General features: G+C 71.5%; 15 protein-coding genes and 1 riboswitch. Of the genes, 5 read left to right on the top strand and 10 right to left on the bottom strand.

Going from position 1 to position 15,960, the window contains the following annotated elements:
* Positions 1 to 58: 58 nt before the first annotated feature.
* The 4 genes from VGN50_RS00290 to dnaK form a co-directional block, all read right to left on the bottom strand.
* Entirely contained in the window at positions 59 to 520 is a 462-nt protein-coding gene (locus tag VGN50_RS00290; protein WP_327442625.1) for a heat shock protein transcriptional repressor HspR, read from the bottom strand.
* On the bottom strand, positions 517 to 1,515 hold the full coding sequence (locus tag VGN50_RS00285; RefSeq protein WP_327442624.1) for a DnaJ C-terminal domain-containing protein: 999 nt from the start codon (positions 1,513 to 1,515) through the stop codon (positions 517 to 519). Before VGN50_RS00285 ends, VGN50_RS00290 begins: the two co-directional genes overlap by 4 nt.
* Positions 1,516 to 1,586: 71 nt before the next feature.
* Positions 1,587 to 2,213, bottom strand: coding sequence for a nucleotide exchange factor GrpE (gene grpE / locus VGN50_RS00280; RefSeq protein ID WP_327442623.1), 627 nt, complete (start codon positions 2,211 to 2,213; stop codon positions 1,587 to 1,589).
* The gene (gene dnaK / locus VGN50_RS00275; protein WP_327442622.1) at positions 2,210 to 4,099 is read right to left on the bottom strand and encodes a molecular chaperone DnaK; all 1,890 of its coding nucleotides are present in this window, start codon (positions 4,097 to 4,099) and stop codon (positions 2,210 to 2,212) included. Before dnaK ends, grpE begins: the two co-directional genes overlap by 4 nt.
* A gap of 154 nt (positions 4,100 to 4,253) precedes the next feature.
* Here dnaK and VGN50_RS00270 point away from each other — a divergent pair, with 154 nt between their 5' ends.
* Genes VGN50_RS00270 through VGN50_RS00260 form a run of 3 tightly spaced genes read left to right on the top strand, consistent with a single transcriptional unit; the run spans position 4,254 to position 5,520 of the window.
* Complete coding sequence (locus VGN50_RS00270; RefSeq protein ID WP_327442621.1) at positions 4,254 to 4,895, top strand: hypothetical protein; 642 nt, start codon at positions 4,254 to 4,256, stop codon at positions 4,893 to 4,895.
* A gap of 50 nt (positions 4,896 to 4,945) precedes the next feature.
* Complete coding sequence (locus tag VGN50_RS00265; RefSeq protein ID WP_327442620.1) at positions 4,946 to 5,194, top strand: antitoxin MazE5; 249 nt, start codon at positions 4,946 to 4,948, stop codon at positions 5,192 to 5,194.
* Complete coding sequence (locus tag VGN50_RS00260; RefSeq protein WP_327442619.1) at positions 5,191 to 5,520, top strand: type II toxin-antitoxin system PemK/MazF family toxin; 330 nt, start codon at positions 5,191 to 5,193, stop codon at positions 5,518 to 5,520. The genes VGN50_RS00265 and VGN50_RS00260 overlap by 4 nt, the downstream gene beginning before the upstream one ends.
* Before the next feature lie 16 nt (positions 5,521 to 5,536).
* On the opposite strand, the gene VGN50_RS00255 is transcribed toward VGN50_RS00260, so the two are convergent.
* Genes VGN50_RS00255 through VGN50_RS00245 form a run of 3 tightly spaced genes read right to left on the bottom strand, consistent with a single transcriptional unit; the run spans position 5,537 to position 10,568 of the window.
* Positions 5,537 to 7,627, bottom strand: coding sequence for an elongation factor G-like protein EF-G2 (locus tag VGN50_RS00255; protein WP_327442618.1), 2,091 nt, complete (start codon positions 7,625 to 7,627; stop codon positions 5,537 to 5,539).
* A 39-nt stretch (positions 7,628 to 7,666) separates the two neighbouring features.
* The gene (locus tag VGN50_RS00250) at positions 7,667 to 9,874 is read right to left on the bottom strand and encodes an ATP-binding cassette domain-containing protein (protein ID WP_327442617.1); all 2,208 of its coding nucleotides are present in this window, start codon (positions 9,872 to 9,874) and stop codon (positions 7,667 to 7,669) included.
* A gap of 28 nt (positions 9,875 to 9,902) precedes the next feature.
* Positions 9,903 to 10,568 (bottom strand): ECF transporter S component, encoded by a 666-nt coding sequence (locus VGN50_RS00245; RefSeq protein ID WP_327442616.1) that lies wholly within the window; start codon positions 10,566 to 10,568, stop codon positions 9,903 to 9,905.
* 82 nt (positions 10,569 to 10,650) lie between these two features.
* A riboswitch (TPP riboswitch) is annotated at positions 10,651 to 10,753 on the bottom strand.
* A 66-nt stretch (positions 10,754 to 10,819) separates the two neighbouring features.
* Here VGN50_RS00245 and VGN50_RS00240 point away from each other — a divergent pair.
* On the top strand, positions 10,820 to 11,098 hold the full coding sequence (locus VGN50_RS00240; RefSeq protein WP_327442615.1) for a DUF4235 domain-containing protein: 279 nt from the start codon (positions 10,820 to 10,822) through the stop codon (positions 11,096 to 11,098).
* A gap of 519 nt (positions 11,099 to 11,617) precedes the next feature.
* Here the strand turns inward: VGN50_RS00240 and hutI are convergent.
* From hutI to VGN50_RS00225, 3 genes are read right to left on the bottom strand one after another with little or no spacing between them, the layout of a single operon-like run.
* Positions 11,618 to 12,796, bottom strand: coding sequence for an imidazolonepropionase (gene hutI / locus VGN50_RS00235; protein ID WP_327442614.1), 1,179 nt, complete (start codon positions 12,794 to 12,796; stop codon positions 11,618 to 11,620).
* Positions 12,793 to 14,118, bottom strand: a complete 1,326-nt coding sequence (locus VGN50_RS00230) for a formimidoylglutamate deiminase (protein ID WP_327442613.1) — start codon at positions 14,116 to 14,118, stop codon at positions 12,793 to 12,795. The genes hutI and VGN50_RS00230 overlap by 4 nt, the downstream gene beginning before the upstream one ends.
* The gene (locus VGN50_RS00225) at positions 14,115 to 15,323 is read right to left on the bottom strand and encodes an allantoate amidohydrolase (RefSeq protein ID WP_327442612.1); all 1,209 of its coding nucleotides are present in this window, start codon (positions 15,321 to 15,323) and stop codon (positions 14,115 to 14,117) included. The genes VGN50_RS00230 and VGN50_RS00225 overlap by 4 nt, the downstream gene beginning before the upstream one ends.
* Positions 15,324 to 15,454: 131 nt before the next feature.
* On the opposite strand from VGN50_RS00225, the gene VGN50_RS00220 reads away from it, so the two are divergent.
* A complete protein-coding gene (locus VGN50_RS00220; RefSeq protein ID WP_327442611.1) occupies positions 15,455 to 15,931 on the top strand; it encodes a YbaK/EbsC family protein in 477 nt (158 codons plus the stop codon).
* Positions 15,932 to 15,960 lie beyond the last annotated feature (29 nt).

Here is a 15,960-nt window from a genome sequence, read left to right as displayed (position 1 = left end):
ATGCCGCGTGGCTGGGCCACGCGGCATACGGGTCGTCGAAGGGTGGGGCATGGGTTGCTCAGGAGTGCGGACGCCAGACCACAAGGGCCTGGTTGCGGGTCACCCGAGGGCGCTGGCCTGCCCGCAGCGCCACGACGTCACCGGTGGGCGCGACGGCGAAGACCCGCGAGGTGTCCGGACGGCGGTACTGGGCTGCGTCGCGAGCCTGCTGGAGCTCGTCAGTCAGCTCGAGGACGCGGGCGCGCAACGCGCTGACGTGGTTCTCGAGCTCCATGATGCGCTGGATGCCCGCGAGGCTGACACCCTCCTGGGAGAGCCGCTGCACCTCACGGAGCTGCTCCACGTCACGGGCGGAGTACCGCCGACCGCCGCCGCGGGTGCGTGACGGCGTCACCAGGCCGAGGCGGTCGTACTGGCGCAAGGTCTGTGCGTGCATTCCGGCCAGGGTCGCCGCCGCCGAGATGACGAAGACCGGGTCGTCGTCCTGAGGCGACACGCCCCGGACGTCGTCGGCACTCACCGCTGCGCCTCGGCGAACAGCGGCGCCCGCGGGTCGTAGCCCTCGTCGTGAGCCTGCAGCGCCTCGACTGCAGCCTTCGCCTCGTCGGAGAGACGCTGCGGCACCACGACGTTGACCGTGACGAGCAGGTCGCCGGCCTTGTCGCGCTTGGGCACGCCGCGACCCTTGACCCGCAGAACGCGCCCGCTGGGCGTCCCTGGGGCGATGCGCACCTTGACCGGCTTCCCGTCGAGGGTGGGGACGGACACGGTCGCGCCCAGCACCGCCTCGGCGAAGGTCACCGGCAGCTCGACCGTGAGGTTGTCGCCGTCGCGCCCGAACACAGGGTGGGGCTCGACGCTCACGGTCAGCAGGAGGTCGCCGGCAGGGGCTCCGGCATCGCCAGGCTGGCCCTTGCCGCGCAGCCGGATCTTCTGGCCGTCCTTGACCCCAGCGGGAATCCGCGTCGTGATCTGGCCACCGTCGGCGGTGCCGAGCGTGACGGTGGCACCGTTGACGGCGTCACGGAAGGACAGTGTCGTCCGGGCGGTGAGGTCGGCTCCCTTGCGCGGCCCCCGAGTGCCGCCGAAACCGCCGTAGGGCGAGCCGCCTCCGCCGAACATCCCGCCGAGGATGTCCTCGAGGTCAGGCTGCGCGCCGCCGGTCGAGTAACGGACGCGGGTGCCCCCGCCTCCCCCTCCGCCGAACATGGAGGAGAAGACGTCCTCGAAGCCCCCGGTGCCGCCGCCCGGGCCGCCCGCGGTGAAGCGCGCGCCACCGCGCGCCATCTGGCGCACGGCGTCGTACTCCCGACGCTGCTCGGCGTCGGACAGCACCGAGTGCGCCTCGCCGATCTCCTTGAACCGCTGCTCGGCCGAGGCGTCGCCAGGGTTCTGGTCGGGGTGGTAGGTGCGCGCCAGCTTGCGGTATGCCTTCTTGATCGCGGCGTCGTCGGCATCCTGGGGGACGCCGAGAATCGCGTAGAAGTCCTTCTCGAACCAGTCCTGACTAGCCATGTCGGCGTCCTCCTCTCAGGTCGATGCGTCGTGTTCGTGTCCGGTCGACGCCTGGCGTGATGATGCCGCCGTCACTCGGGGTCGGCCACGGCGACACGCGCCGCCCGAAGGATCTGCTCGCCGGCCCGGTAGCCCGGCTGGAGCACCTGGACCACGGTGGTCGAGCCGGCCGAGGACACCGAGCCGTCCTGCGGCCACGCGGTGTGCATGAGGGCCTCGTGCCGGTTGGGGTCGAACTCCTCGCCGGGCTCGCCGTAGCGCTCGAGCCCGAACTTGGCGAGCACGCCCTCGAGCTTGTCGGCGATCGCCGCGAACGGGCCGTCGACGAGGTCTCCGTGCTCGCGCGCACCGTGGATGTCGTCGAGCACCGGCAGGAGCGCCTCGATGACCGACTGTGCGGCGCGCTCCTGGACGAGAGCCCGGTCACGGTCGACGCGACGCTTGTAGTTGACGTACTCGGCCTGCAGACGCTGCAGGTCGGCAAGCCGCTCGGCAGCCAGGTCGCGGTCCGCAGCGGGCTGCTGGTCGGCGACCGCCTCCTGCTCGGCCTGCACCTGCTCGGCCCCCACCTCGGCATCCTGGCTCGGCTGAGCGTCCACCGCCGAGGCGGGCTCGCTTGCCGCCGAGGCGGTGGTGGGCTCGGAAGCCTCACCCACCACCACCTCGGGCTCGTTGGCAGAGGGGCTCTGCTCGGTCACTTGGCGTCCTCGTCGTCCTCGACGACCTCGGCATCCACGACGTCGTCATGCGCCGCACCCCCGGTCGATCCGCCGGCGTGCGCGCCCTCGCCCTCACCGGACGCGGCATCCGCCTCGGAGGCGGCGGCATACATCGCCGTGCCCACCTTCTGGGACTCCTCGGACAGCTTCGCGCTCTTCTTCGCGATGTCCTCGGCACTGACGCCCGAGTCTGCCTTGAGGGCCGACTTGAGGTCCTCGAGGGCGGCGTCGACATCAGCGCGGCCGTCGGCCGGGATCTTGTCGCCGTTGTCGGCGAGGAACTTCTCGGTCGAGTAGACGAGCTGCTCGGCGGTGTTGCGGGCCTCGGTCTCCTCGCGGCGCTGGCGGTCCTCCTCCGCGTGGGCCTCGGCCTCCTTGATCATCCGCTCGATGTCCTCCTTGGCGAGGGCCGAGCCACCGGAGATCGTGATCTTCTGCTCCTGGCCGGTGCCACGGTCCTTGGCGGACACGTTGACGATGCCGTTGGCGTCGATGTCGAAGGTGACCTCGATCTGCGGCACGCCACGCGGCGCGGGCGCGATGCCGGTGAGCTCGAAGGTGCCGAGCTGCTTGTTGTGCTGGGCGATCTCGCGCTCACCCTGGAACACCTGGATCAGCACGCTGGGCTGGTTGTCCTCAGCGGTCGAGAACACCTCAGAGCGCTTCGTCGGGATCGCGGTGTTGCGCTCGATGAGCTTGGTGAACAGCCCACCCTTGGTCTCGATACCCAGGCTCAGCGGCGTGACGTCGATGAGCAGGACGTCCTTGCGCTCGCCCTTGAGGACACCGGCCTGAAGGCTGGCGCCCACGGCCACGACCTCGTCGGGGTTGACGCCCTTGTTGGGCTCCTTCCCACCCGTGAGCTCCTTGACCAGAGCCGAGACGGCGGGCATGCGGGTCGAGCCACCGACGAGGACCACGTGGTCGATGTCGGACAGGGAGATGCCCGCGTCCTTGATGACGTTGTGGAACGGCTGCTTGGTGCGGTCGAGCAGGTCCTTGGTCAGCTGCTCGAACTGCGCGCGGCTGATGGTCTCCTCGAGGTGGATCGGGCCGTTCTCGGACATCGAGAGGTACTGCAGGCTGACGTTGGTGCTGGTCGAGGACGACAGCTCCTTCTTGGCCTGCTCGGCGGCGTCGCGCAGACGCTGCATGGCGATCTTGTCCTTGGACAGGTCGACGCCCGAGGTGTTGCGGACCGTGGTGAGCAGGTGCTTGACGATGCGCTCGTCCCAGTCGTCACCACCGAGCTGGTTGTCACCGGAGGTGGCGCGCACCTGGATGGTGGAGAAGCCGTCCTCGGGGTCCTTGCCGACCTCAAGGAGGGACACGTCGAAGGTGCCACCACCGAGGTCGAAGACGAGGATGAGCTCGTCCTCCTTGCCCTTGTCGAGGCCGTACGCGAGGGCCGCGGCGGTGGGCTCGTTGATGATGCGCAGGACGTTGAGACCCGCGATCTCACCGGCCTCCTTGGTGGCCTGGCGCTCGTGGTCGTCGAAGTACGCGGGGACGGTGATCACCGCGTCGGTGACGTCCTCACCGAGGTAGGCCTCGGCGTCGCGCTTGAGCTTCTGGAGGATGCGGGCGCTGATCTCCTGAGCCGTGTAGGTCTTGCCGTCGATCTCCGGCGACTTCCAGTCGGTGCCGATGTGGCGCTTGACCGAGCGGATGGTCCGGTCGACGTTGGTGACGGCCTGACGCTTGGCGATCTCGCCGACCAGGACCTCGCCTCCCTTGGAGAACGCGACGACGGACGGGGTGGTGCGACCGCCCTCCGCGTTGGCGATGATGGTGGGCTCGCCGCCTTCGAGGACTGCGACGGCCGAGTTGGTGGTGCCGAGGTCGATGCCGACCGCACGTGCCATGGTGATGTCTCCTGTAGTGCTCGAGTTGAGTTGCCTGCACTCAAGTTAGGAGCCGGTATGCCGCGTGGCAAATCGAGGGCGCCAAACTTGCGTTCACTCCGCTCAACTTTGGTCGGCATCGGATTGTTCCCGGGTCGCGGATAAGGTCGCGACCGTGGATGACGCGCTGTTCGCCGAGACGGTGGCGGATCTCGTCGCCCGCGATGGCGACCTGGCCCGGGTGGTGACCGAGCACGGCATACCGGTCCTGTGGCGGCGCCCCGCCGGGTTCCCCAGCCTGGTCCTGCTCATCCTCGAGCAGCAGGTGTCGCTCGCCTCCGCGGCGGCGGCATACCGCAAGGTCGTCGCCCGCACCGGAGCCATGACGCCCGCGGCACTCCTGGCCACGACGCCCGAGGAGCTGCGGCTCGACGGGGTCTCGCGGCAGAAGGACCGCTACCTGCGCGCGCTGGCGGTCGCCGTGGAGACCGGCGCACTCGACCTCGCCGGCCTGGCCGAGCTCGACGACCAGGCGGCTCGGCGAGCGCTGGTCGCGTTGCCCGGGGTGGGGCCGTGGACCGCCGACGTCTATCTGCTGGCCTGCCTCGGTCGCCCGGACCTGTGGCCGGTCGGTGACCGCGCCCTCCAGGTCGCCGCCGCCGAGGCCCTCGGCCTGGCCGTCGCGCCTGACGCCTCCGCACTCGAGGTGATCGGCGAGCGCTGGCGGCCCCATCGCTCCACCGCGGCACGACTGCTCTGGCACGGATACCTCGCACGCCGCGGCCGGGTGGAGACTCCTGCCGCCCTGCTCGGCTGATCCCGGCGGCCCCTGCTGAGGTCATGGCATTATCGTGGCATAATGATGGCATGACCAAGGCCCGACTGAGCACGACCGTGGACACCGCCCTGCTCGAGCGAGCGCGGGCTGTCCACGGAGACCGCACGGACGCGTCCCTCCTCGAGGCAGCGCTCACCGCCTACCTTGCGCAGCACCGCGAGGCAGAGATTGATGCGGCCTACGCCAAGGCTTATGCGGAACACCCGATCGATGAACCGGACGCCTGGGGCGACCTCGCATCCTGGAGCGACGCTGCACGGGCGGCCGACCGCCGATGAGCTCACTGCCACAGCGCGGCGAGGTGTGGTGGTGCGAGCTCCCAGGGGTCGGGCGCCGACCCGCGGTCGTCCTGTCCCGCGACACGGCCATCGCCGGTCGCCGGCACGCGATCATCGGCCCGTGCACGACGACGGTTCGCGGACTCCCGACCCAGGTCGAGCTGCATCCCGGCATCGACCCGGTCCCGCGGCCGTGCTTCGTCAGCCTCGACTCGGTCGAGAACGTCTCTGTAGCGCTCTTGGTGGATCGCATCGGCCGGCTCGGTGACGCCAGGATGAGCGAGATCTGCGCGGCCCTCGCCGTCGCCACCGGGTGTCGAGGCTGAGGCACAGTGCCCCACGTCAGCGGGCGGTGACCTCACGCGCCAAGGCGGGCGGCATGTAGTCGTAGCGCACGAACCGCCGGGTGAAGGTGCCCGTGCCGTGCGAGACCGAACGAAGGTCCACCGGATACCTCGACAGCTCGTGGGCCGGCACCTCGGCCATGATCGTCGTCCGCCCCTCGACGTCGGCGGGAGCCGTCCCGTGCACCTGCCCCCGGCGCCCGCGCAGGTCCGCCAGCACGCTGCCGACCGCGTCGTCCGAGACCTCGATACGTACCTCGTCCACGGGCTCCAGCATCGAGACCGTCGTGTCGTTCGCCGCCTCCCGCAGGGCCATCCCGGCCGCGGTCTGGAACGCCATGTCGGAGGAGTCCACCGAGTGCGCCTTGCCGTCCACCAGCGTCACGCGCACGTCGACCACCGGGTATCCCGCGAGCACACCCTTCTCGAGCTGGGTGCGGGCGCCCTTCTCGACCGAGGGGATGTACTGACGGGGCACCGCGCCCCCGACCACCTTGTCGACGAACTCGATCCCCGCGCCCCGCTCCAGCGGCTCGATCTCCAGCTGGCAGACGGCGTACTGCCCATGCCCACCGGACTGTTTCACCAGCCGGCCCTGCACGGAGGTCGGGCGCACGAACGTCTCGCGCAGCGACGTCCGGACCGGCTCGACCTCGACGGCCACGTGGTACCGCTGCTCGAGGGCCGAGATCAGCTGGTCCACATGGGCGGGACCCATCGCCCAGAGGACCAGCTGATGCGTCTCCGCGTTGTGCTCCAGCCGCATGGTGACGTCCTCGGCGACGAGCCGCTGCAAGGCACTCCCCAGCTTGTCCTCGTCGCCCTTGGACTTGGCATGCACGGCCACGGGGAGCAGCGGGTTCGGCAGCAGCCACGGCTCCACCAGGGCCGGGCGGTCCTTGTGCGAGAGCGTGTCCGAGGTCTCGGCTCCGGCCAGCTTGCTCACGAGGACGATGTCGCCCGCCACCGCGGCCGAGACCGCCCGGCTGTCCTCCCCCGACGGGGAGGCGAGTGGGCCGACCCGCTCGTCGTCGGTGTCGTGGTCGGCGTGCTCCTCCACGAGGTGGGCCGCGAAGTGCTGCAGGTGCCCGGAGATGTGGACCGGCTCGTCAGGGCGCAGCGTGCCGGAGAAGACCCGCACGAGCGACTGCCTCCCCACGAACGGGTCGGTGGTGGTGCGGATGATCTCGGCGACCAGGGGGCCGTCCGGGTCGCAGGCGACCGCTCCGAAGTCGCCTCCCGCCGGGGTGAACACCCGGGGGATCGACGCGCCCGCCGGTGATGGGAACCCGTGCTCGAACAGCTCCAGCAGCGACTCCACTCCGACGCCACCAGGCGCGTGGGTGGGCAGGATCGGGAAGAAACGGGCGGTGGCGATGGCCAGGCGAAGGTCCTTGGCCACTGCTTCGGTGTCGACGTCCTCGCCACCGAGATAGCCCTCGAGCAGGGACTCGTCCTCCGACTCCTCGATGACCGCCTCGATGAGGTCTCCACGTTGGGCATCGATGAGCTCGCCCTCGTCGGCGGTCGGCTCCCGGTCATCGGGCTCACCGTCCCGGTACTCCGTCACGGTCCTGCGCAGCAGGTTCATCAGCCCGACGACGACGCCTCCCTCGACCAGCGGCAGCGCGAGCGGCTCGGCGTCACCGAAGGCTCGCTTGCACGCGGCAACGGTGCCGTCGAAGTCCGCCCGTGCCTGCTCCAGGCGCGTGATGGCCACGGCACGCGGCATACCGAGGACGTCGCACTCCCTCCACAGCAGCCGTGTCGGCTCGTCGACGCCCTCGGCGGCGGAGACGACGAACAGGGCGGCATCCGCTGCCCGGAGCCCGGCCCGCACCTCACCCACGAAGTCAGCATGTCCCGGGGTGTCGAGCAGGTTGACCGTCACCGACCCCGTCGGCAGGTCGGCGACGGTGAGCGTGAGGGTCGGCGTGATGGCCCCCTCACGAGAGCGGCGGCCCGGAACCCGGGCCGCCACCAGCTTCTCGAACAGCGCCGTCTTGCCGGCGCCGCTCGACCCCACCATCACGACGTTCCGGATCGCCTCCGGCGACCTGGGCCCGTCAGCCTCGTTGAGACGGTTCATGAGGTCACCTTGCTCCGCGGGCCGGTGCCGCACAAGGGGCTACGCGAGCCAGGCCACCGTCAACGGCAGGGCGGACGCCATCACGACCAGGGTGTCCCGGCGGCGCCAGGGGGCGGGAGCCGCCCACGACCTTGCGTATGCCGTCGCGAAGCCCCGAGCATCCATCGCCACGGAGAGCTCGGCAGCGGCTTGGAGGGAACGCACCAGGATGCCGATCGTGAGGGCGCCGACCTCGGCCAGCACGGACGCCGGGGAGCGCAGGGTGGCGCCGACCCCGCGGATCCGCCGGGCCCGGGCCGTCTCGGACCACAGGTCGCCGAAGATGTGGACCCGCTGGAGTGCGGCGGCGAGCGCGACGACCGGCCGAGGGGGCAGTCGCAGGAGCTGCGCGAGGTGGTCGCCGAGCGCGTCGGCGTCGACGTACTGGATCAGCACCGCTGAGGGGAACACGATGATCAGCACCCGCAGGCCGCCGACCGCGGCGAGCTCGCGGTCGTGCGACCCCAAGAGCCACGTGGACCAGGCGACCGAGGCCACGCCGAGAAGGCCGGGCAGAAGACGGACGGTGACTGCCCGCGTGCGGCGCGGCGGGTGGCCCTCCCCGGGCGCCCAGAGGCCGAGCATCGCGAGCACGAGCTCGACGGCAAGGACCCCCAGGCTGGTGCGCCAGTGCGGCGAGACGATGCCTGCGGGGATGGCCAGCGCGGCGGCGGCCAGGAGAGACAGTGGCCCACAGCGGGCGACCAGCGGCCGGCGTGGAGCCGGCGGCTCGGGGGGCTGAGCGGGCCGCATCATCGACGTGACGGTGTCGGCCCTCGCCACCACGGCGTCGTCGTGGGTGGTCAGCACCACGGCCGAGCCGGCGTCACGCAGCGACTCCACGACCCCCATCACGGCTGCCCAGGTGAGCCGGTCCTGCCCCACGGTCGCCTCATCGGCGAGCAGGACGGCAGGCTGGTGCACGACGGCGGCGGCCATCGCGAGGCGGCGCTGCTCTCCACCGGAGAGGTGCCGGGGGTCGGCGCTGTGCAGGTCACCGAGCCCGAGGATGTCCAGTAGCAGCTGCGCGCGGGTGAGCGCCTCGGACTCGACGAGCCCGACCGCCCGCGAGGTGGTCATCACCTCGTCCAGCACGGTGCGCGCGACGATCGTCGAGCTGGCCCACTGCGGCACCCACGCCAGCACCCGGGCCAGCTCGATGGTGGACCAGTCGCGCGGGTCGCGGGAGCCGTCGGCCGCGAGCTCCGGGTGGACGCGCACCGCGCCCTCGTCGCGGTCGATGAGGCCGGCGAGCGCCAGCAGGAGGGTCGACTTGCCCGAGCCGCTGGGCCCCACGAGCCCGTGCAGCTGCCCTGCTCGCGCCTGGAACCACTGGCCGTCCACCGCCGCCGTCCGCCGGACCGACCCGTCCAGGCGCCGCACCACGCGGTGGACCGTCACGTCGGCAGCATCGAGCGCCACGACGTTGGCGCCGAGGCGCGGTGGCCCGAAGACGTGGTGGGGTATGCCGCGTGGCTCGGGGTCGGGCAACCCCGGGACCCAGATCCCCTGGGCGGCGAGCTCCGCACCATGCTCGTGCAGGATCGTCATCGGGTCCCCGTCGGCCACGACGTGACCGCAGTGGTCGAGCACGACCAGCCGGTCGGCGAAGTCGACCCACGGTCCCAGCCGGTGCTCCACGACGACCGTCGTCAGTCCCCGGGCGCGCACGACCTCGCCGACACTCGCTCTGACGGACGCGGCGTTCTCGGGATCCAGCATCGCGGTCGGCTCGTCGAGCAGCAGCACTGCAGGCTCGAGAGCCATGGCGCCGGCCAGGGCCAGGCGCTGCTGCTCACCCCCGGATAACGCGTGGGTCGGGGTGTCCTGCGGCATGGTGAGGCGGACCGCGGCCAGGGCAGCGGCGACGCGCGCGGGCATGGCCGGGCGCGGCATACCGATGTTCTCCAGGCCGAAGGCCACATCGCGGCCGATGGTCGCCGACACCACGCCCGCCCCAGGTTCCTGGAGGACGAGGCCCACGCTGCCGGCGCGCGCTCCGGGCTCGGCGCCGTCGATGAGCACGGTCCCGCTGCGCTCGCCGGAGTCGGCGACCTCGAGGACGCCGGCCAGCCCACGCAGAAGCGTGGACTTGCCGGAGCCGCTCGGGCCGACGAGCAGGACGCGCTGCCCGGGCGGGATGTCGAGGTCGAGGCCGGGGATGACCGGGTCACGACGGCCGAACGGCCGCCAGGTCAGTCCCCGCACCTCGACGTGGCCCGCCGCCCCCGCGCCCTCAGACAGGGGTGGACTCCCGGGCCTCCTGGCCCGGCGGGAAGGCGTTGAGAGCACCCGCCTTGGCCAGCGCCTTGGTGACCCCCCAGCCGAGCCCACCGGCGATGACTGCACCGGAGACGGTGAGGATGAGGCCGTAGACGACCTTGTAGGCCATGCCCCAGTCGGTCCAGTAGACGAACCACTCGTAGACCGCCTCGAGCGGGGCAGAGAGGGCGCCGGCCAGGAGCGCGGCTCCGATCCCGAAGGCGCCGTAGCCCAGCACGAGGAAAGCGATCTCAGCGCCGGCCCCTTGGAGAATGCCGGAGACCAGCGAGGTGAATCCCCACTGGTTGCCCGGGAGCATCTCGACGAGCGCGGCGATGACCTCACAGGCCAGGGCGGCGCCGGGTCGCCGGACGACGAGCCCTCCGACGACACCGGCCATCAGCCAGGGGCCACCGGTGATGCCCTGGAGCGGCGGGAAGAGGTTGCCCAGGGCGGTGGCGGGCGCGGTGTACGCCAGCCCCCAACCCCAGTAGGCGATACCGAACGCCGCGCCGAGGAACGCGACGGTCAGGATGTCGACGGTGCGCCAGCCCAGCAGCGGGCTGGTCGCGCGGATGCTGCGCCGGCGAGGCGCCGGCGTGGTTCCGGCCGAGGCGGCCGGGGTGTTGGTGGTGCTCATCTTTCATCTCCCGTGGAATCCGGTGGATACCTCGGGGAAGCCCCGGCCGGGTGGTCGCACAGGGGGCGCGACCGCCCGACAGGTGCTTGAGAACTCGACTCCCTACGCCGGTGCGAACCGGATCAGGTGTGAGGGTCTGCGGTCGCCCGCACTCTCAGCGCTCGCGCGCTCCCCTGTCGTTACGCGTCGAACACTACTCCTGGGATGTGGCAGGGTGGAGCCACGGCTCACGGCAACTCTGGAGGACTGAGATGGGCGCACTGGTCTGGCGGATCATGGGTACCGGCGGGGCGATCCTGGCTGGGGTCGTCGCCAACAAGGTCGTCACCCAGGTCTGGAAGTCCGCAGGGCGCGACGCCGTCGTCGACCCTCGCGACCCGCGCACGCCGTGGAAGGACGCGGTGCTGTTCGCCGCGCTCACCGGCCTGGCGACGGGTGCGGCGCGGACCATCGCGACCCGCAAGGCGGCCAGCTACTACGAGAAGTCGTCCGGTCACCTGCCCAAGGCCATGCTCGAGGGCGACGCCTGAGATAGGCCGCAGACCCGGCCTCCCGCGTCAGCTCCCCATTCGCCACGACGGACGGGCACCCCTGTCGTCGAACGTGTCTGGGGTGACGTCCATGGGTGGTGAACCGGTCGACCCATGGGTGAACTCGAGGACTTCCACCGCATCGATCACGCCCTCGCGGCTGCGCACGGTCTTGCTGATCACCCAACCCGCGGAGTTGGCCTCCACCGTCATGGTGAGGTCAAGGCCCCGCGTGCTGTCCGGCTGATGGCCGTGCCTGCTCCGAAGTAAGTCCAGGGACCACCACTGCACACACACTTGCTGGGAGTCGTAGCTGTCCGAGCAGTTTTGGTAGGCATCAAAGACGATGGCGCCACCGCTGACGAACGCGCTGTGCGGCGGGTCGGGATGACCGTGGCACGCCCAGACCTCGGCCGTTGAGGCAGCGAGTGTGGCGGTCGACTGTTCCCCAACAGTCCATGAGGGCCTCGGCGAGTGGCCAAAGCGAGCAGCCATCGACTCGGCGCCGTCCTCGGTCTCCTATGACGCCACGTCATCGAGGTCGAGCGCGCTGGCGATGGGCACGCCGGCGCGGTACGACAGGTGCACGTAGGACGGCGCCTCAAGCACGGTGAGGTCGCCCTGGGCCCCGAGGGCGATGCGGCCGATGTCGTTGCGGCGCAGCGACTTCGCTGACCCGACGGTCGCGGCATAGACCGCCTGGGCGGGCGTCAGACCCATCTCCCGCACCGCCAGCGCGATGACGAAAGGCATTGACGAGGAGTAGCACGTGCCTGGGTTGCAGTCGGTGGCGAGCGCGATCGAGACGCCTGCCCGCAGCAGCGCCCCGGCATCGGGGTACGGCGAGCGGGTCGAGAACTCGACGCCCGGCAGCAGCGTGGCGACGGTGGCGTCGGAGGCACCGGCCAGGGCGGCGATGTCCTGGTCGGACAGGTACGTGCAGTGGTCGACACTTGCGGCGCCGAGCTCGACGGCGAGCTGCACACCAGGTCCGTGGTCGAGCTGGTTGCCGTGCACGCGCAGCCCGAGACCCGCCTCACGACCCGCCTCGAGGACGACCCGCGCCTCCTCACCGGTGAAGGCGTGGGCGGACGCGGGTTCGCAGAACACGTCGACCCAGCGGGCGTAGGGTGCGGCGGCCGTCAGCATGCGCCCGGTGACGAGGTCGAGGTATGCCGCGCGGTCCGCGGCATACTCGCTCGGCACCACGTGCGCCCCCAGGAAGGTGGTCTCCTGGGTGAGCTCGGAGGCGATACGCAGGGCGCGGACCTCGTCGTCGACCGTGAGGCCGTAACCGCTCTTGATCTCGACGGTGGTCGTGCCCTGGGCGCGCATCTCCGCGACGCGGCCGGCCACGAGGGCGCGCAAGGTGTCGTCGTCGGCCGCACGGGTGGCAGCGACGGAGACCCCGATGCCGCCACCGTCGTAGGCCTGCCCGGCCATCCGCGCCGCGAACTCCTCCCCGCGGTCCCCGGCGAACACCAGGTGCGCATGCGAGTCGACGAAGCCGGGCAGCACGGCCCGGCCGCCTACATCGACCTGTCGGTCAGCGGCCGGAGCCTGCGACGCCGGACCCACCCACGCGACATAGCCGTCCTCGACGACGACCGCCGCGTCCTGCTGGATGCCGAGCCGGTCGGGCGTGCTGTCGTCACAGGTGACGAGCTCCCCGATGGAGGTGACGACGACGCTGCTCAATGGTGCTCCCGGACGTCGGCGAGGGCCTTGCCGAGCTGGGCTGCGACGTCGCCGAGCTCATGGTGGCCGTCCTCGACGACCACGCGGCCGGCGACGACCACTCGGTCGACGTCGGCCCTGGTGGCGCAGTAGATGACCTGGCCCGGCTTGGTGCCCGCAGTGTTGACCGTGTCAGCCCGCACGACGACGAAGTCGGCGCCCTGGCCCTCGGCGAGCTGGCCCACCTGGTCCCAGCCCAGGCTGTGGTGCCCGTCGACGGTGGCGGCGCGGACCAGCTCGTCGGGGGTGAAACGGCCGCGCTCGTTGCTCACCAGACGCTCGTGCATCTCCAGTCCCCGCATCTCCTCGAACGGGTCGATCACGGCGTTCTGGTCCGACCCCAACGACAGCCGGACCCCGGCGGCAACCAAGGAGCGCGCCGGGCCGATGCCGTCGGCCAGGTCGCGCTCGGTCGTCGGGCAGAAGCAGGCGGTCGTGTGCGCGGCACCGAGCAGCCCGATGTCGGCGTCGCTGAGATGGGTGGCGTGGACGGCCGAGAACCGGTCGCCGAGGAAGCCCGCTTCGCCCAGGAGAGCGGTGGGCGTCGCTCCGTAGAACATCTGGGCGGCGAGGTTCTCGGCGGGCTGCTCGCTGACGTGCGCGTGCACGACGCGCCCGCGAGTCACCTCTGCCATGGGCCCGAGCTGGTCCCGAGGCACGGCGCGGACGGAGTGCACTGCGGCACCGATCCGCGTCGTGGCGTCGGGCTCGAGCGCGGCCACGCGGGCGGCCCAGGCGTCGACGTCACGGTCGGCGAACCGGCGCTGCACCGCGTCCAGCGGCAGGTGCCCGTCACCCGTGAGTCCGCCGGTGAGATAGCAGGTGTCGAGCAGGGTCAGCCGGACCCCCGCCTCTCGGGCCGCCTCGACCAGCGCGTGCCCCATGGCATTGGGGTCGGCATAGGGCCGGCCGTCGAGGTCGTGATGGACATAGTGGAACTCGCCCACCGCGGTGATCCCGGCCAGGGCCATCTCGGCATAGACGGCGCGGGCCAGCGTGAAGTAACGGTCGGGGTCGAGCTGGCGTGTCACGGCATACATCTGCTCGCGCCACGTCCAGAAGTTGCCCCCGTCGCCGTGGGTGCGCCCCCGCAGGGCCCGGTGGAAGGCGTGGCTGTGCGCGTTGGCGAAGCCGGGGAGTACGACGCCCCGCAGCACCTCGTCGCCAGGTTGGGGCCGCTGGCGCGGGTGCAGGGCCCCGAACCGGTCGCCGACCACCTCGAGCCGGACGTCGTGGGCCAGCCCGGACGGCAGCCACGCGTGCTCCGCCCAGTACCAGCTCATCGGACCAGCCCCGCGAGATCCTCGAGGACGCTCGTCAGCGCGACCACGCCCTCAAGGCAGTCAGCGAGCTCCGCGTGCTCGGCCGGCGAGTGCGAGACGCCTGTGGGGTTGCGGACGAACAGCATGGCCGTGGGGACGCCGGCGTTGGCGAGGATGCCCGCGTCGTGTCCGGCGCCGGTGCCCAGGGCCGGTATGCCGCCGAGCCGGGTCCGCAGGCGGGTGGCCAGGTCCTCGTCGAAGGCGGTCGACGGCGTCCAGGACTCCTCGACGACCCGGCCACCCGACCGCTCGACGAGGGCGCCGACGTCGGCCACGGCCCGGCGCACTGCCTCGGCGTCCGCACCACGGGCATCGAGCCAGCCGGTCACGGCGCTCGGGATGGCATTGACCCCGCCGGGCACCACCGCCACCTTGCCGATCGTCGCGACGCAACCGTGCGTCACGGCCGCCTGACGCGCCGCGAGCACGGCACCGGCATAACCCAGCATGGCGTCGTGACGGTCCTCGAGGCGGGTCGTCCCGGCATGGTTGGCCTCACCGGTGAAGTCGAGGCGCCACCGGCCGTGCGGCCAGATCTCGGACCCGACAGCCACCGAGTGGTTGAGGTCGACGAGGCCACGGCCCTGCTCGACGTGCAGCTCGACGAAGGCGCCGATGCGACCGACCGTCTCGTCGTCGCGGCCGAGATCGTGGGGGTCCCGCCCTGCCTGGGCGAGCGCGTCGGCCATGGTGACGCCCTCGGCATCGGCGAGGCCGCGGGCCCGCTCTGCCGTCATGGCTCCGGTGATCACCCGTGACCCCGCGCAGGCGACGCCGAAGCGTGCCCCCTCCTCGTCGACGAAGTTGACCACGCCCACCGGCCGCAATGGCTGGAAGCCTTTGTCGCGCAAGGCATCGAGGGCGGCGAGCGCGCTGACGACACCAAGGGGCCCGTCGAACGCTCCACCATCGGGCACGCTGTCGAGGTGGGACCCCGTGACGACGCCCTTGGCTCCGCGGCGGACGGCCTCGTCGGGGTCGCCCCACCACGCCCACTGGTTGCCCATCCGGTCCTCGGTGAGGTCGAGGCCCCGTCGCTTGCACTCGCCGGCGAACCACTCACGCAGGTCGTGGTCCTCGCGGGTCCACGCGAAACGTCGGTACCCCCCGGTGGCTGCGCTGCGTCCCACGGGCTGCAGGTCGTCCCACATCGACTCGAAGCTCACGGTGCCCTCTCTCACGCGGTTCGTGCAACCAGACCATTGCACACCCGCGGCCGCCCCGTGGGACCCGGTGAACGCCCAATGGTGTCTCGGATCGGAGACCCACGCCCGGCCGGAGCGCCTAGGGTGTCAGGGTGGACCACCCCCCCGGCGAAGAGCGCGCCGTCGCAGCCCTGGACGCCATCGGCGTCGACTACTCCCTGACCCGGCACGGCCGCGTGGGCTCGCTCGAGGAGGCCGCGGCCGCCCGCGGCGTCCACCCCGCCGACATTGTCAAGACGCTGGTCGTGCGACGCGGCGACGACGACTACCTCTTCGTCCTCGTGCCAGGTGACCGGGAGATCGCGTGGCCGAAGCTGCGCTCCCTCCTCGGCGTCAGCAGACTGTCGATGCCCGACGCCGAGACCGCTCGTGACGTCACGGGCTATGAGCGCGGGACGATCACGCCGTTCGGGTCGACCCGGCAGTGGCCCGTCGTCGCGGATGGCAGCATCACCGGTCGACTCGTCTCGATCGGCGCGGGCGCTCACGGTGTCGCCGCGACCGTCTCAGCCGACGAGGTGGTCCGGGCCCTGGGAGCGCAGGTGGCGGACGTGACCGAACGCCGCTAGCCGCGCTTCGTCAGAGTGCCCCGCCGAGG

The organism is Pedococcus sp. (assembly GCF_036000045.1).
GTDB lineage: Bacteria > Actinomycetota > Actinomycetes > Actinomycetales > Dermatophilaceae > Pedococcus.
The sequence above is the reverse complement of the archived record's forward strand: the minus strand, read 5'-3'. Positions and strand labels throughout refer to the sequence as shown.

Excerpts from the sequence above, each read along its gene's own strand:
- VGN50_RS00285 (WP_327442624.1), bottom strand. The coding sequence starts at position 1,515 with ATGGCTAGTCAGGACTGGTTCGAGAAGGACTTCTACGCGATTCTCGGC.
- dnaK (WP_327442622.1), bottom strand. The coding sequence starts at position 4,099 with ATGGCACGTGCGGTCGGCATCGACCTCGGCACCACCAACTCGGCCGTC.
- VGN50_RS00265 (WP_327442620.1), top strand. The coding sequence starts at position 4,946 with ATGACCAAGGCCCGACTGAGCACGACCGTGGACACCGCCCTGCTCGAG.
- VGN50_RS00260 (WP_327442619.1), top strand. The coding sequence starts at position 5,191 with ATGAGCTCACTGCCACAGCGCGGCGAGGTGTGGTGGTGCGAGCTCCCA.
- VGN50_RS00255 (WP_327442618.1), bottom strand. The coding sequence starts at position 7,627 with ATGAACCGTCTCAACGAGGCTGACGGGCCCAGGTCGCCGGAGGCGATC.
- VGN50_RS00245 (WP_327442616.1), bottom strand. The coding sequence starts at position 10,568 with ATGAGCACCACCAACACCCCGGCCGCCTCGGCCGGAACCACGCCGGCG.
- VGN50_RS00240 (WP_327442615.1), top strand. The coding sequence starts at position 10,820 with ATGGGCGCACTGGTCTGGCGGATCATGGGTACCGGCGGGGCGATCCTG.
- VGN50_RS00230 (WP_327442613.1), bottom strand. The coding sequence starts at position 14,118 with ATGAGCTGGTACTGGGCGGAGCACGCGTGGCTGCCGTCCGGGCTGGCC.